10 protein-coding genes are annotated in these 14,737 nt (G+C 42.2%); all 10 read right to left on the bottom strand.

Going from position 1 to position 14,737, the window contains the following annotated elements; all coding sequences use genetic code 11:
• Window positions 1-29 precede the first annotated feature (29 nt).
• The 10 genes from R2S10_RS01990 to R2S10_RS01945 all read right to left on the bottom strand — a co-directional run bounded on the left by R2S10_RS01990 (window position 30) and on the right by R2S10_RS01945 (window position 14,675).
• Window positions 30-1,397 carry an MFS transporter gene (locus R2S10_RS01990; RefSeq protein WP_316838759.1) on the bottom strand — a complete coding sequence of 456 codons (1,368 nt, stop codon included), beginning with the start codon at window positions 1,395-1,397 and terminating at the stop codon, window positions 30-32.
• A gap of 40 nt (window positions 1,398-1,437) precedes the next feature.
• Window positions 1,438-2,097 carry a bifunctional 4-hydroxy-2-oxoglutarate aldolase/2-dehydro-3-deoxy-phosphogluconate aldolase gene (locus R2S10_RS01985; RefSeq protein WP_316838758.1) on the bottom strand — a complete coding sequence of 220 codons (660 nt, stop codon included), beginning with the start codon at window positions 2,095-2,097 and terminating at the stop codon, window positions 1,438-1,440.
• 83 nt (window positions 2,098-2,180) lie between these two features.
• Window positions 2,181-3,209: a PfkB family carbohydrate kinase gene (locus R2S10_RS01980; protein WP_316838757.1), complete on the bottom strand. Its 1,029-nt coding sequence runs from the start codon at window positions 3,207-3,209 to the stop codon at window positions 2,181-2,183.
• A 5-nt stretch (window positions 3,210-3,214) separates the two neighbouring features.
• Window positions 3,215-4,615: a glucuronate isomerase gene (gene uxaC / locus R2S10_RS01975; protein WP_316838756.1), complete on the bottom strand. Its 1,401-nt coding sequence runs from the start codon at window positions 4,613-4,615 to the stop codon at window positions 3,215-3,217.
• Window positions 4,616-4,641: 26 nt separating this feature from the next.
• On the bottom strand, window positions 4,642-6,294 hold the full coding sequence (locus R2S10_RS01970; protein ID WP_316838755.1) for an altronate dehydratase family protein: 1,653 nt from the start codon (window positions 6,292-6,294) through the stop codon (window positions 4,642-4,644).
• Window positions 6,294-7,826 (bottom strand): tagaturonate reductase, encoded by a 1,533-nt coding sequence (locus R2S10_RS01965; RefSeq protein WP_316838754.1) that lies wholly within the window; start codon window positions 7,824-7,826, stop codon window positions 6,294-6,296. Before R2S10_RS01965 ends, R2S10_RS01970 begins: the two co-directional genes overlap by 1 nt.
• Before the next feature lie 139 nt (window positions 7,827-7,965).
• On the bottom strand, window positions 7,966-9,981 hold the full coding sequence (locus R2S10_RS01960) for an alpha/beta hydrolase family protein (RefSeq protein ID WP_316838753.1): 2,016 nt from the start codon (window positions 9,979-9,981) through the stop codon (window positions 7,966-7,968).
• Complete coding sequence (gene pelA, locus R2S10_RS01955) at window positions 9,963-11,003, bottom strand: pectate lyase (protein ID WP_316838752.1); 1,041 nt, start codon at window positions 11,001-11,003, stop codon at window positions 9,963-9,965. The genes R2S10_RS01960 and pelA overlap by 19 nt, the downstream gene beginning before the upstream one ends.
• Window positions 11,003-12,949, bottom strand: a complete 1,947-nt coding sequence (locus R2S10_RS01950; protein WP_316838751.1) for a glycoside hydrolase family 88 protein — start codon at window positions 12,947-12,949, stop codon at window positions 11,003-11,005. The genes pelA and R2S10_RS01950 overlap by 1 nt, the downstream gene beginning before the upstream one ends.
• Before the next feature lie 40 nt (window positions 12,950-12,989).
• Window positions 12,990-14,675 carry a glycoside hydrolase family 28 protein gene (locus tag R2S10_RS01945; RefSeq protein ID WP_316838750.1) on the bottom strand — a complete coding sequence of 562 codons (1,686 nt, stop codon included), beginning with the start codon at window positions 14,673-14,675 and terminating at the stop codon, window positions 12,990-12,992.
• Window positions 14,676-14,737 lie beyond the last annotated feature (62 nt).

Below are 14,737 nucleotides of genomic sequence, written 5' to 3'. Positions count from 1 at the left end.
GTAATATGGTCGATTAGGTAAAAAACGAATTATAGATCAGTAATCGGTGCGTATTTTGGAACCAGTGATTTCATCACGATCCAGGCCAATAAATAAGCTACCGCACAGATGGCAAACATGATGGTATATCCTGTTTGTGTATGTCCCAATTCCTTATAGTGGTCAAATAGCGCACCACCAAGTTTAGACATCACCACACCGCCCAGTCCACCAGCCATACCGCCAATTCCGATCACAGATGCGATACTTTTCTTAGGAAACATATCTGATACAGTGGTGAAAATATTTGCCGACCATGCCTGATGTGCTGAAGCACCAATACCGATCAGTACAACCGGAACCCAATAGCTATAATGACCCAGAGGCTGTGCCAATAATACCAATAATGGGAACAGCGCAATCACAAACATCGCACGCATCCTGCCATCATAAGGAGAATAACCTTTATTGATGAAATACATCGGGAACCAGCCACCACCTACACTACCGATCATCGTCATGCTATACAGCACCGTTAATGGCAACATAATATCCGTTCCTTGTAAATTATACTGTACTTTAAGGTAAGAAGGCAACCAAAACAAGAAGAACCACCATACACCATCAGTCATGAATTTACCAAAAGCAAAGGCCCAGGTTTGTTTATAACCCAAAAGCTTCGTCCATGGTACTTTTTTCCCTTCATCCACAACTTCTACTACAGCCTCATCCTGCTGATCACTATTCACATAAGCCAGCTCTCCTGCACACATTCTCTTTTGATTTTCAGGCTTTTCATAGAAAATACCCCAAAACGCCAACCAAACAAATCCTACGGCACCGATGATTAAGAATGCAGCTTCCCATCCCCAGACTGTAGCAATCCAAGGCACCGTTAATGGCGCTAAAATTGCGCCAACGTTGGCTCCGGAATTGAATATACCCGTTGCAAATGAACGTTCTTTTTTAGGGAAATACTCTGCAGTAGCTTTAATTGCTGCCGGGAAATTCGCTGATTCTCCAAAAGCAAGCACCGCTCTGGCAATGATAAATCCGACCACAGAAACCGGCATGGCACCTAAACCAATCCAGGTAAGAATGGTCGTTGCACCTTCACCAATCGGAATGGCTACAGCATGCATAATGGCCCCGATAGACCAGATAATCAAGGCAATGATATAACCCCATTTTGTACCCAATCTGTCTACAAACCTCCCTGCAAAAAGCATAGAAATGGCGTATACGAATTGGAATGCGGCCGTTATGTTGGCATAATCACTATTTGTCCAGTTAAATTCTTTCTCCAGCATGGGATGCAGGAGACTTAACACTTGTCTGTCAAGGTAATTGACTGTGGTTGCGAAAAACAGTAATGCACAGATTGTCCATCTGTAATTACTCATTTTAGTCTCTTTCATTATATTTGGTTTTTGGTTGGTTGTTTCGATTGTACGGGTATTATCTACCCGCTTTTACCAGTTCAATCGTTTTGCTGGTGAGATTCGCTAGTTCGTTATAATCTTTGTTTTCTAAAATGTCTTTACTAATGAGTTTGCTGCCCATTCCAACGGCACATACGCCTGATTTGAACCAGTTGCTGATGTTTGACTGCTCAATTTCAACACCACCAGTAGGAATAAATAACTGACCCGGAAAAAGGTCCTTGATCGCCGCCATGTAAGATGGTCCCAGAATATTGGCAGGAAACAATTTGATCAATCCAGCACCCATTTGATGGGCAGTATTGATTTCAGTTGGAGTAAAACAACCCGGAACCCATAACATTCCCTTCTCATGAACCAATTTCCCTACTTCCTCGTTTACAATCGGAGAAACAATAAAATGGGCACCCACCGCAATAAAGGCTTCCGCTTCTGCAACAGTTTTTATGGTACCTATACCCAGGTACAAGTCTTGCATTTCCGTTTTTAATGCCTCAATCAGCAGTTTAAAATTTGGCAATGCAGCCGGACCACGGTTGGTATATTCTAATACCCTGATTCCTGCTTTGTACAACGTCCTGATGATCTCCAGGCTCACCTGCGCATCTTCAAAGTAGAACAAAGGAAGGATTCCCTGGTCTGTAATCGCCTTTAAAGAGTTTTCTTTCGTTTTCATTTCTCTATCGTTTTGTGAGGGTTCTTATATGGTTTATTCGTATTGTGTATTTTTAAATGATGGTCATCTATGCCTAATAGTTGTTACATAGCCAGTTCATACATCTTCGCAACCTTAGGAATTTCTTCCAGTTTGGTCGTTGTAAAATCAGTATGCGTAAATAGTTTAGAAAAAGCTGCTCTGGTGGCAAAACCAAGAATTTCTTCCTTGCTGTGTTCATGGTAAAAGCCGTAAATTAAACCTGCCATGAAACAATCGCCACTACCAATCTTACCGATAATTCTTTCTGCACGGTATTCTTTGGAAACAATATCCGCTTCAGCGGTATGCAAAGTACAATAATACTTCACACCTCTTTCTTTGAAATCAAACCTGAAGGTATTGGCAACGGCAGTACATTTCGGGAAAGCCTGCATGATGGCCTCAGCACTCTTTTTTGCCTGTGCCAGGTAAGCTTCTTTTTGATCCTCTTCTGCAAGTCCATCAGCAACTGGGATGCCCAGCATATTTTCTGCAGCCCATACATTCCCCATAATCAGGTTACAGTATTTGGCCAATGCAGGCATCACTTCTACCGGTTTCTTGCCGTATTGCCATAGCTTACTCCTAAAATTCAAATCCAGTGAGATCTGGATATTACGCTCAGAAGCAGCAATTAAAGCCTCTTCACAAAGGGCCACAATCTCCTGGTTTAATGCCGGACAAATGGCGCTAAAATGTAACCAGGAAACATCCTGCAACACCTTATCCCAGTCGATGGTGCCAGTTTTCAAAGTAGAGAATGAAGAATGGTTACGGTCGTAGATAACCCCAGCATTTTTCAAATCCTTACCATTTGGCAGATAATACAAGCCGATACGCTCACCCGTGTATTGCATCGGACTGGTGTCAATATTCAGCTTATCCAGGTAGTTAACCACCTGTTTACTCATAAAATTGTCTGGTACTGCCGAAAGGTAGGACGACGGTACGCCCCAGAGTGCTAATGCAGCAGCCACATTGGCTTCTGCACCCCCTACATAAAAGGACAGGTTGTTTTCTTTGAGCCAGTTCCCATCCAAATCCGGAGAGATTCTCAATAACAGTTCACCAAAGTTTAAAACCTTTCCCATATCTATTAAAAATTAAAGTATTCTTTTGCGTTGTTATAGCAAATGTCCTGAATTACCTTACCCAGCCATTCCTGATCATCAGGTAATTCGCCATTTTCTACGTCATCTCCAAAAAGGTTACATAAGATCCTTCTGAAGTATTCGTGACGTGGGTAAGACAGGAAGCTTCTGCTGTCGGTTAGCATCCCTACAAATCGGCTCAACAAGCCCATATTTGATAAGGTATTCAATTGTTTGATCATGCCGTCTTTTTGATCCAGAAACCACCAACCCGAACCCCATTGCACTTTTCCGGCAACAGTTCCATCGTTGTAATTTCCAATCATAGTAGCCATCAACTCATTATCTGCAGGATTCAGGTTATATAGAATCGTTTTTGCCAGGCAATTTTTGCTATCTAATCTGTTTAAGAATTTAGCTAAGGCTTTCCCCTGACTAAAATCACCGATAGAATCGAAACCAGTATCTGGCCCTAACTGAGTCAATAAACGATCATTATTATTTCTTAAAGCACCCAAATGGTATTGCTGCACCCATCCTTTTTCATGATCCCATAAGGCAAACTGAAACAGCAAGGCTGATTTAAACTGCCCGATTTCTACTGCGGTTAAATCAGATTTCGCTCTGATTTTAAGATAAATTGCCTTAACTTCTTCTTCGGTGTAATCATCAGCATAGATTTGCTCTAAGCCATGATCAGAAACAGAGCAGCCATTTTCTGCGAAATAGTCATGTCTAGACTTGAGCGCGTTTAAATACGCCTCTAAACTATCCAACGAATTGCCTGTTAAGGCTGCAAGCTGATCGATGTATTTGTTTAACAGCAGAGTATCATCTGCATTCATTGCTTTATCCGGACGGAAAGCAGGCAGGACTTTAATATCCAGCTGATCTCTTTTAATTTTCTGGTGGTGTTCTAAAGAATCTAATGGATCATCTGTGGTACATAAGGCCTTCACATTCATTTTGCGCAATAGATTTTGCACAGAATATTCAGGTGTTTGCAACTTCGCGGTACATTCCTCATAAATGCGTTCTGCATTTTCAGGACATAGAACTTCATGGATATCAAAGTAACGTTGCAACTCCAGGTGCGTCCAGTGATATAAAGGGTTTCTTAAAGTATAAGGTACTGTTTCCGCCCATTTCTTGAATTTTTCAAGGTCTGTGGCACCTCCGGTAATGTAATACTCATCGATGCCATTGGCACGCATCGCACGCCATTTATAGTGGTCACCATATAACCAAACCTGGGTAATATTTTCAAACATGAAATCGTTTGCAATCTGATCCGGCATTAAATGATTATGATAATCAATAATGGGCATCTGTTTTGCAAAGTTATGATACAGCGATTGCGCTGTTTTTGTCTGTAGTAAGAAGTTGCTATCTAAAAAGTTTTTCACAATAATATTTCTAAATGTATAAATTTTTATAAAGAAACGCCCCTTTTCCAAGGAATAAAATCATCTTGTCTATGACGTAAGGCACTTACTTCCACCGTTCCACTCGCCACTCCAATTACGTATTCTAAAATACGCGCACCAGCCGCCTCAATACTCTCCTCACCATCAATGATAGATCCGGTATCCAGGTCAATAATGTCCCTCATTTTATTAAACAAGCGGGTATTACTCGCAATTTTAACTACCGGAGCGATCGGATTTCCAGTCGGAGTTCCCAGTCCAGTGGTAAATAAAACCACATTTGCGCCCGATCCCACCTCTGCTGTAGTCGACTCCACATCATTACCAGGCGTACATAAAAGGTTCAAACCAGGCTTTGTCACTTTTTCAGGATAATCCAAAACCGCCACCACTGGCGAAGTACCTCCTTTTTTGGCTGCACCAGCGGATTTAATGGCATCAGTGATCAATCCATCCTTAATATTTCCCGGAGAAGGATTCATATCAAAGCCTGATCCTGCGGCAGTTGCTCTACTACTATAGGTATTCATCAGTTCAGAAAAACGCGAAGCATCATCCCTATCTACACATCTATCGCTCAGATTCTGCTCTACACCGCACAATTCAGGAAACTCTGCCAGAATTACGGAGCCCCCTAAGGCCACTAATAAGTCGGAAGTATAGCCAATTGCCGGGTTTGCAGAAATCCCGGAGAAACCATCTGAACCTCCACATTCCAATCCGATACATAATTTGCTCAATGGAGCCGCCTGGCGTACATTTTCATTGGCCTGCATTAATCCTGCAAACGTTTTCTTAATTGCCAAACTTAGCAGCTCAGATTCCTTTCCAATCGTCTGCTGATCCAGGATATATAAAGGCTTATCAAAATCAGATATACGCTTCTGAATTTCTTCCTGTAAAATGCTCACCTGGGCATTCTGACAACCCAAACTCAGGATCGTTGCACCAGCCACATTAGGATGCGTGATATAACCAGCTAACAAGCCACATAAAGTCTGCGAATCCTGTCTGGTGCCACCGCAACCACCAGTATGGGTCAGGAACTTGATTCCATCCACATTGGGGAATAAACGGTTCGCTTTTTCCTTTTGCTCGGTATAAACCAAATTTGCATTCAGAATCTCATCCAGGCCTTTCCCCTGCTCATATAAAGAGATCAGTTCTTTAGCCTGTTGCTGATACGTTTCATTACGACCATAACCAAGATTATTCAGTAAAGCCTCTTGAATCACCTCCAGATTTCTGTTTTCACAGAAAACCATTGGAATCACCAACCAATAATTGGCGGTTCCCACCTGTCCATCCTTGCGGTGAAAACCATTAAAAGTACGGTCTTTCCAGGCCTGGATATCTGGCTTATTCCAGGACAAATCCGCTTCATTAGTTTCAAAACCAGTCGCAGCATGTTTGATATTTGCGGTAGTCAACAGCGAACCAACAGGGATATCCTGCTGAGCTTTACCTACTAAAACCCCATACATCATCAATTCATCGCCCGACTTTAAATCTACCGTATTGAACTTATGCTTGGCTGCAACATCATCCTGTAACAGGTAATCCAGACCTTCATAGCTCAGTTGCTCTCCTTTAGATAGGTCCGTTAACGCCACCAACACATTATCTTTTGGATGTACCTTTAATATTCTTTGCTTCATTAATTACTTTGTAAATGTTTTTCTGATTGTTGCAATGCCTGTTGCAACGTTTCCTGCATTCCTGATGCTAAAATCAGTTGATATTGAGCCGTTATCAGCTCTTTAAGATCGGGTAACACAGACAAGTCTGCCCCCCATAATTCCTTATCTGCCAACACCTGTTGGATATATTCTTCCGATGTCAACCTACTTTTCTCCTGGAAATAAGCCGCCTGATCGTCTGTAATCTGATATTCTTTACCTTGAAAAACACCAAAATACTGGCCATTCGAAGATGCTCGACTAACCCTCATAAATACAAAGAAAGCCGCAAAACCAAGGGCAATATTTGCTGGAACCTGATGGTATTTCTTATAGTAATTGAGCAACACCGGAACCACCCTGATCTTGATTTTCATACTATATTGGAAAGTAATGTTGATCCAGAAATGCGCAATAAAAGGATTAGAAAAACGGTCAATCACCGTATCCGCAAAAGCTTTAGACACTGCTATAGGCACTTCATAAGGAATAGCCGGAGCAATTTCCTTTTGCATCACCTTAGATATATAGTTTTTTAAAGACGCTTCATTCATGGCTTCTGCAACCGTAGAAATTCCGGAAAGGAAGGCAATCGCTGATGCCAGTGTATGCGAACCATTTAACAGCCGCACTTTCAGTTCTCTATAAATTTCAATATCTGGATTTACAATGATCCCTTCGTCCACACCACTTAATCCAAGCAGCCTTTCTACTTCCGCTCCACCTTCAATTGCCCAAAGGCGATAAGGCTCAGCCATAATCAGCAATTGATCGGTATAACCCAGCTCTGCTTCCAATTCAGTCAATACTTCCGCATCAGGCTTACCCGGAACGATCCGATCTACCAAAGAGTTACAAAAATGAATATGTTTAGTCAGCCAGCTTTTGAAAGCCGCTTCCAGACCTTGATGTTCCAGCAATTCAAAAACAATGGCCTCAAGTTTCTTTCCGTTATCCGGGATCAATTCCGTCGCAATGACCACTAGATCTGCATCTTGCTGATGCGCTCCCAGAGCTTTGAACCTGGCGTACAATACAGCGAGTAGTTTGGCCGGAAATGAAGCTGGCGGACGCTGATGTACGTCTTCTTTAACCAATTGTATACCCACCTCAGTTGTATTAGAAACGATGAGTCGCAGCGCTTTGCTGCTTGCTATTTCTAAAATGCTGTCCCAGTCTTCATCTGCAGTTAACACCCGACTAATGGCTGAAGAAACGATGTTTTCTTTTATTTTCTCTCCTTGTTCAATTCCCCGGACACAAATCGTGTACAAACTATCCTGTTTTGTAAAAGCATTAGTATCTCCTTTACTGGTTGACTTTACCACGGCAATTCTACCATTAAAACTGCCCAGCAAGTTTGCTTTGTTGATGAAGTAATCTGGAAGCCCACGTAATAATACGCCAGTTCCAAACTGCAAGACCCTTTCAGGAAGGTTAAAATGCCTTTGATCAGGAACAATCAGCTGCTCTGATCCTATACCATTTAAGGTGTTTTTGGATAGTATCATGTGTTAATTTACATTCGGTTAGAAACAATTCTACATAATAATTATAAGGAATGATCCGCTTGACTGGAAATTATTTGCGCAATCGTTATCGGGAACGTTATCGTGTTAAAATTATAGCGCTATTTCCTCAGAATGGGCATTAAAGATGGGAAATCAGCCTTATTGGCAATAGCCATTGCATCAAATCAGGCAGATCATAATAGGATAGCACATCGGGAATCAATTCGCTATAGCCATCTTTTTGCAGAGGATTTTGCAACCTACTGAGGTAAGAAGGAATCCCTCCATACAGGTCTAACTGAACAATTGTGGGTTCCAAAAAAGCAGCATGCATAGCAGGAACATTTAATAGTCCGTTTGTACGGAGCCATACTTTTTGGCCACTAAGCAGTTTATCCTGCTTCACAAATTGAACCAGAGTCAGTAAATCGTAGACTCTTTGTCCAACCAATGACTGCCCAAGGTGCAAGGCAAACATGGCATTACGGTATTCCTTGTTTTGGTATTTCGGATCATTCAAACTGACTTTATCTTTTGTCTCTCCAATTCCTCTCAAATCAGGAAGGATCAATGCATAGCCTTGATCCAGATATTTTCTTAGGCTGTCTGGTGTTTTAGCTAGCTTTCCTTTACCATCTTCATCTGCCCAGATCAACACCTCTTTGATTTTACCCTCCGGCTTAAAGTATAGAAAAGGCAATGGTATCTCCTCTGGACTCCTAAGGATCATCCGGGAATACCTCAAGCCTTTAGCACTAAACAACGAATCCTTTAACCTGCTCACAACTAACGAATCCAGCACTTCAACCTCTACATTAAGATTAACATCAGACAAAGCCAATAAGCCCCTGATTTTCTCTCGTTTAAAATCATTAGTCTGTTTAGAAAAACCAGCTCTTCCATCCGATAAACGATCGTACAGATCCAAATGATAATCGACTAAACTCCGCTCTTTTTTATATAGGTTTTTAAGCTTTCCCTGCGGAGTGCTCCACAAGTCTTCTGCCGACAACAACTGCAAATCACCTTCTTTTACCGGCTTTGGATCTTTATAAAAATGCTTACGAAACCAGGTCACTGCAGCTTCTCTTTTAGGCTTAGACAAGCCATGTCCATCAGCATAGCCGAACAACTCTAAATCTGCTTTCGCTCCTAAATCGGCATACACCTGACTCAGATCCTGGTAAGCTTCCAAAGTTCCCTGATAATCAATAAAGTCGAATTTCCCGGCCAAAACCAATACAGGTTTCGGTGCTGCTGCAATAAGGTAATCACTCATTTCAAGTTGCAACTTCCCTTCTCCTGGTATTTGCGCACAACCATCAGCAGGACCGGTCATTTCCAAAGTACGCGCCCTACTGGCCAGATAGCTGCAAGGCGCCAGCAATTTCAACCGCTTATCCATAGCCCCCAAATAAATAACCTGCATACCACCACCACTATTCCCAATACAGCCGATCCTGGAAGGATCCACTTCTTTTCGATCACATAGGTAATCCAGACCGCGCATATTGTCGAAAACCTCGTATACAGCAACAGAACTCCCCAATAGATTGGCAGATTGATTGAGCAATGTATGTTCTGTTGTGCCACCTTTTGTCTGAGGCATACCCGCCTCATCAACCAACTGATGCCTTTCTGACTGCGAAATCGGATCAATCACTAAAACCACAAAACCATTCTTCGCGAAAAGAATGGCAGTCTGCTGATAAGAGGGAGTTGCCTTAGCAAGGTCCTCATGCCCACATAACAAAACAACGGCAGGGAAAGGGCCTTTTCCTATAGGGAGGTATAAATTAGCGCTAACATGATGGTCTTTAAAGCTTTCATAAACCAGCTTTTCAATGCGATAACCATCCCGAACTAAAGTTCCTGTAATTTGTGGATTCAATGGTGATTTGAGCGGAAAGCCCTGCATCAGCTGTTGAATGTTAACTTTTACTTTAGATTGGTAACCCATTGTAGCCAGTCGGGAACCTTTAGCAGCAACTAATGCCTGTTTCCGGGCCTCATACTGCTTGGTCATTTTGCCAATGAGATAGGTATTTAAACTGGCTTCCCCCTTCCAATCCAGCACATCAAATGGTTTTTGACCAAAACATAAGGCACAGATAAAGAGCAAGAAACCAGTGGCAACTACAGTTGTTTTAACCATTTAGGATATTTCTTATCGATCAGGTTTGCTGGCCATTTTCCATACCAGGCATAACCTACGCGTCGTTCTACTTCAATTTCTGAAAGGCTTCTTTTAGGAACGCTCTCCCGACCCGTAAAAATAGGCGTATTGTCTGGAATATCATAAAACCTTGCCCATATCACGCTAGACACATCCGCTTTCAGGACGCGATCTTTACCTTTTGGCTGCTTCAGATCAGTGATGAACACAAAATCATAGCCCACAATTTTTGCTTTCTCAAACCATTGTATAGCAGATTTCACGGAACTGATGATCGCTGGAGAAGGGTTCTTTTGACGCATTAAAAACTCCACAATGTAAACAGATTCCATGCCGCTCAGAGAGATCGGCTCAAATGTACGCGCCTGAGCGGGCTTTAAAGTGTTTTGATCGTATTGCGCGCACCATACTGTTGGCTTTCCATTCTGTAAAACCTGAGTTTTCAAAATACAGGAAAGTCCTTTATCTACAGCGATAGCCGCTTTTTTACGGTCGCCATCCGACAAAACCTCAAAACCCTCTTTACCTTCTACCAGATCCTGCATGATGTTCAGCACATTTACCATCGCATTGTCATTGTAGGTCACTTGTCCGCGGTACAAATGATGGTCAGGGAAGTATTGTGGCCAACCACCGTTTTCATATTGAGCTTTAAAAAGGTAATTCATGCCCTTTTTTACCGCAGCCAGATAGGCTGGATTTCCGGTACTGCCAAATGCTTTGACCAGGTACCGCAGCTCTCTTGTAGTCGCTTTATTGTCTATCGTGGCATCCTCATGCAGAGAATCCGCTTTAATTTCTACACGTTGACTGGCAGAAAGCTCCTGATCATAATCGATCGGTATTTTACCAATCGCCTTAGGCCATCCACCAACGCTTCGTTGATAAACCAACATTTTTTCTGCAGTGCTATCCAAATTCGAAGGACGCTCGCTGATGTTCTGCGCAACAGCACAAGAACTCAGCAAAGCAGCCATAAAAGCGAAGGTTAGTATTTTCATTATTTAAGATTCGAAGGTAATTGTTTAGCCAACCATTCCACAAGGTCTGTTGCTGCTGTAAAATTATCATAATCTGATGGCAACTTCCTGCCATCTATATACTCATTATACAGCCAAGGATCGCCGATCACAAAGACCTTTCCTTTGCCATATTTTACCATGGCGATGACATTATTTCCGTCTTTATCTTTCAAAACAGCAGTTGTAGCATCAGTTAAACTTAAACTACTAAACTCCTTCACAAACAGCTGTTTTGCATTACCGAAGATAGAATTTCTTGCAGGAACATTAACCCTTGCCGTTTCATATTCGTTCTTGATAACACGTCCCTTACTATCTTTATTAAACTGTACACCAAAGGGTTTTGCCAACTGATTAAAATGATCCAGCTCAGTGTTTCCGGTATCGTTTGCCATCAGTACCAAAAGCCCCCCTGCTTTAACCCAGGATGTCAGGTCTTTGATGTGATTTGCAGCGATATAATTTGGTTTTGGACTCTCCTTTTCGGTATCCGGATCCACGATAATGTACACCGCAGCATTACTCAGGTTTTTCAATGTTGGTCCTTCTCCAAGTTCCTTCGCTTTAAAACCGTTTCTTTCAAAGATACCTGCCCACATAGAAAAGCCGCCATTTGCGCGTTCTGCCCATTTGTAATGCCAGGAAAGGTCATTCCCACTTTGATCCTTCTTGATTTCATGGTTAAAGTAATTGTCGAGCAATACCGTTTTTCCCTTGCCTGGCTTTGGCGCTTCCGCCCATTCCATCTCATTAGCTGCTAGTAAAAAGGCGCCTACTCCCTTAGGATCATTGCTGATCACCGGCTCGCTCATGTAATAAGCAAAGCTGCCATCACGGTATGGTTTACCGCCCAATCCAGAAACACTAACCGTTCCTTTCAGGTTTATTTTATCCTCAGAAACCTGCTCTACAAATACTTTCCTGATCCCCTGATAACCTTTCTCTGCAACAGCAAGATAAGAAACAGGAAGATCTCCATTCCTTACCCCCTTAGCCAAGCTATAGACAAACATGGAGGAAGCAGAAGCTTCAGGATAATTGCCTTTCGCATTTGGTAAATCCAGGATATCATACCACAATCCGTTTTTAGGATCCTGGTATTTTTTGATCGCTACAGCCGTTCTGTTTAAAATCTCCTGAAGTGTTTTTCTTTTTGGATGGTCCTTAGGGAAATACTCCAAGGCATCTACAAGCGCCATTGCATACCAACCCATTGCACGTCCCCAGAAATTAGGGGATTGCCCATTAACCGGATTGGCCCATTTTTGTGTTCTTGATTCATCCCAGCCATGGTACAACAATCCTGTTTTCGGGTCTTTACTGTATTTTTCCATCAGGATAAACTGATTGGCGATGTCATCAAAAGCAGCCTGATCACCCACCAATGCAGCGTATTCCGCATAAAAAGGCTGTCCCATGTACAAACCATCCAGCCACATCTGGTGTGGATAGATTTTTTTATGCCAGAAACCACCCTCTTTAGTTCTCGGATGTCCTTCCAGCTGCGCTCTTAATGTCGTAGCCGCTTTAAAATATTTCATCTGACCAGTCACTTTATACAAAGTGAGGAGTGAACGGCCATTTTTAATGTTGTCAATATTATAGTCCTGAGGCTTGTAGCGTTGAATCAGCCCATCTTTGGTGACAAAAAAGTCCATACTTTTCTGCATATACTTGAAATACTCCCCTTTTCCGGTTCTTTTCCAAAGCCCATCAATTCCCTCCAGGATCACCCCCTGATCATAGGCCCATTTTACGGGCTTAGGCTGCTCAGGATTGAGGTTTAGCGAATCTGCCCATATTTCCATCACTGTGGCAGCCATGCGCGCTGAGAGCGGCTTATTCGACTGCGCATAAGCCAGAGAAGAACAACTAGCCTGCAGGATCAGCAATGCTGCCGCTGTATTTATCCAGGTTATTTTCATTTTGTTTCTTTAGTTCAAAAAAGCTTTATTTCAATCTCAACTATTTCTTCATCTCCAGAACAGCAGGTTTTGCATCATGCGTAAATTCCGAAACGGCTTTTGCTTTGCCTGTCGCCGTACCAGAAATCTTAAGGTCTTTATTCTGGTCTCCGGAAACACGCAACAACAATTCAGCATTGGTATAGTCTATGTTTTTAAAGTAGACAGACTTACCATTCTGCACATAAAGTAATGGCTTAGCTTTCGGCACATCCAAATGCACATTCGTCAAATGAATATTTTTAGCTTCCTGAATGTCTACCCCCTCATCAGCCTTGATCACCAAATTGTTTAAATAGATGTCGCTAATGCTCATTTCCGGTAATCCGCGTACAAATACAGCTTTCGCTGCTCCATCACAAACAACATTCTCAATGTAGAACTTCCTGAAAACAGGTGTTTCCTCAGTAACAGGTAACAACTCTACTTTAGGCGCTGTGCGCTGCTCTCCAGTTAAAGGAACCGGATCAACTGCCGCATAGTACATGTCAAAAAGAATCGCTTCACCAGCAATATCCTTCATATTGATGTTTTTAGCGTAGATATTTTCTACTACACCACCTCTTCCTCTGGTGGTTTTAAAACGCAAACCAATGTCGGTGCCGATGAAAGTACAATCAGAAATGAAGATATTTTTAGCGCCTCCAGACATTTCACTGCCAATTACAAAACCTCCATGAGCATGATAAACGGTGCTATTTCTAATGATCACATTTTCTGTAGGCACTCCACGTTCTCGTCCCGCAGCATCACGACCGGATTTAATACAAATCCCATCATCACCTACATCGAAAGTACTGCCTTCAATCAGCACATTTTTACAAGATTCAATGTCTATTCCGTCCCCATTCTGCGCATACCATGGGTTTTTCACATAAATATTCCTTACGGTAATGTCCTCACTCATTAAGGGATGAAGGTTCCAGGCCGGAGAATTCTGAAAAGTCACGCTTTCCAGCAAAATCTGCTTGCAACGGTACAAGACCATTAAATTAGGACGTAAAAAGTCTTTAATACTTTCGTAAAACTCGGGTGTTTTATCCGGACTAATTTTTCCGGGATCTTTCATTGATGATCCTTTAAGTGTCAATGCCGAAGGATACCAGATTTTCTTGTTTTCACTTACCAAACCACCTGAAGCCAATAATTTCTTCCATTGGCTTTCAGTCAGCTTATCTCTTTTAACCATTCTCCAGGCATCACCACCACCATCAACAATTCCAAAACCAGTGATAGCAATGTTTACCTGATCATTTGCCCAGATAGGAGATTGATTGCGCATCTGCGGAAATCCTTCCCAATTTCCTTTCACCAACTCATATTGCGTAAAATCCTTGGTAAACTGCAACAGCGAATTTTTCTGTAAGTGCAGGTTCACATTACTCTTCAGCTCTACCGGTCCGCTAAGCCATAAGCCGGCAGGGATAACTACAACACCCCCACCTTTTTTGCTCATAGCCTGGATCGCCGAATTAATGCTTTTTGTATTTAGCGTGATGCCATCATTTTTGGCACCATAGCTAAGAATATTGATTGTATCTTTTTTAAAAGATGTTCCTTTTACTGTCGGTAAGTTCTCAAATGAATACTGCTGCTCTTTGGTTGATCCTTGTGCCTTTGAAACCATTGGGTTCCATAACATAAGGGCAAAAGACAAAGACCATAGCATAGGGTTAATCTTGTTCATACAAGGCTGGTTTAGGTATCGTATAATATTTGGTTATCGCTGTTTCCAGCTCGTTCACAATT

Origin of the sequence: Pedobacter gandavensis, from assembly GCF_032678745.1 — a bacterium.
In the GTDB taxonomy this organism is placed as follows: domain Bacteria; phylum Bacteroidota; class Bacteroidia; order Sphingobacteriales; family Sphingobacteriaceae; genus Pedobacter; species Pedobacter gandavensis_C.
This window is presented reverse-complemented; position numbering and strand designations above follow the sequence as displayed.

What these genes read in the sequence shown, in the direction of transcription:
- R2S10_RS01945 (WP_316838750.1), bottom strand. Translation starts at nt 14,675, where the DNA reads ATGAACAAGATTAACCCTATGCTATGGTCTTTGTCTTTTGCCCTTATG.
- R2S10_RS01985 (WP_316838758.1), bottom strand. Translation starts at nt 2,097, where the DNA reads ATGAAAACGAAAGAAAACTCTTTAAAGGCGATTACAGACCAGGGAATC.
- R2S10_RS01970 (WP_316838755.1), bottom strand. Translation starts at nt 6,294, where the DNA reads ATGAAGCAAAGAATATTAAAGGTACATCCAAAAGATAATGTGTTGGTG.
- R2S10_RS01950 (WP_316838751.1), bottom strand. Translation starts at nt 12,949, where the DNA reads ATGAAAATAACCTGGATAAATACAGCGGCAGCATTGCTGATCCTGCAG.
- R2S10_RS01965 (WP_316838754.1), bottom strand. Translation starts at nt 7,826, where the DNA reads ATGATACTATCCAAAAACACCTTAAATGGTATAGGATCAGAGCAGCTG.
- R2S10_RS01960 (WP_316838753.1), bottom strand. Translation starts at nt 9,981, where the DNA reads ATGGTTAAAACAACTGTAGTTGCCACTGGTTTCTTGCTCTTTATCTGT.
- pelA (WP_316838752.1), bottom strand. Translation starts at nt 11,003, where the DNA reads ATGAAAATACTAACCTTCGCTTTTATGGCTGCTTTGCTGAGTTCTTGT.
- R2S10_RS01990 (WP_316838759.1), bottom strand. Translation starts at nt 1,397, where the DNA reads ATGAAAGAGACTAAAATGAGTAATTACAGATGGACAATCTGTGCATTA.
- R2S10_RS01980 (WP_316838757.1), bottom strand. Translation starts at nt 3,209, where the DNA reads ATGGGAAAGGTTTTAAACTTTGGTGAACTGTTATTGAGAATCTCTCCG.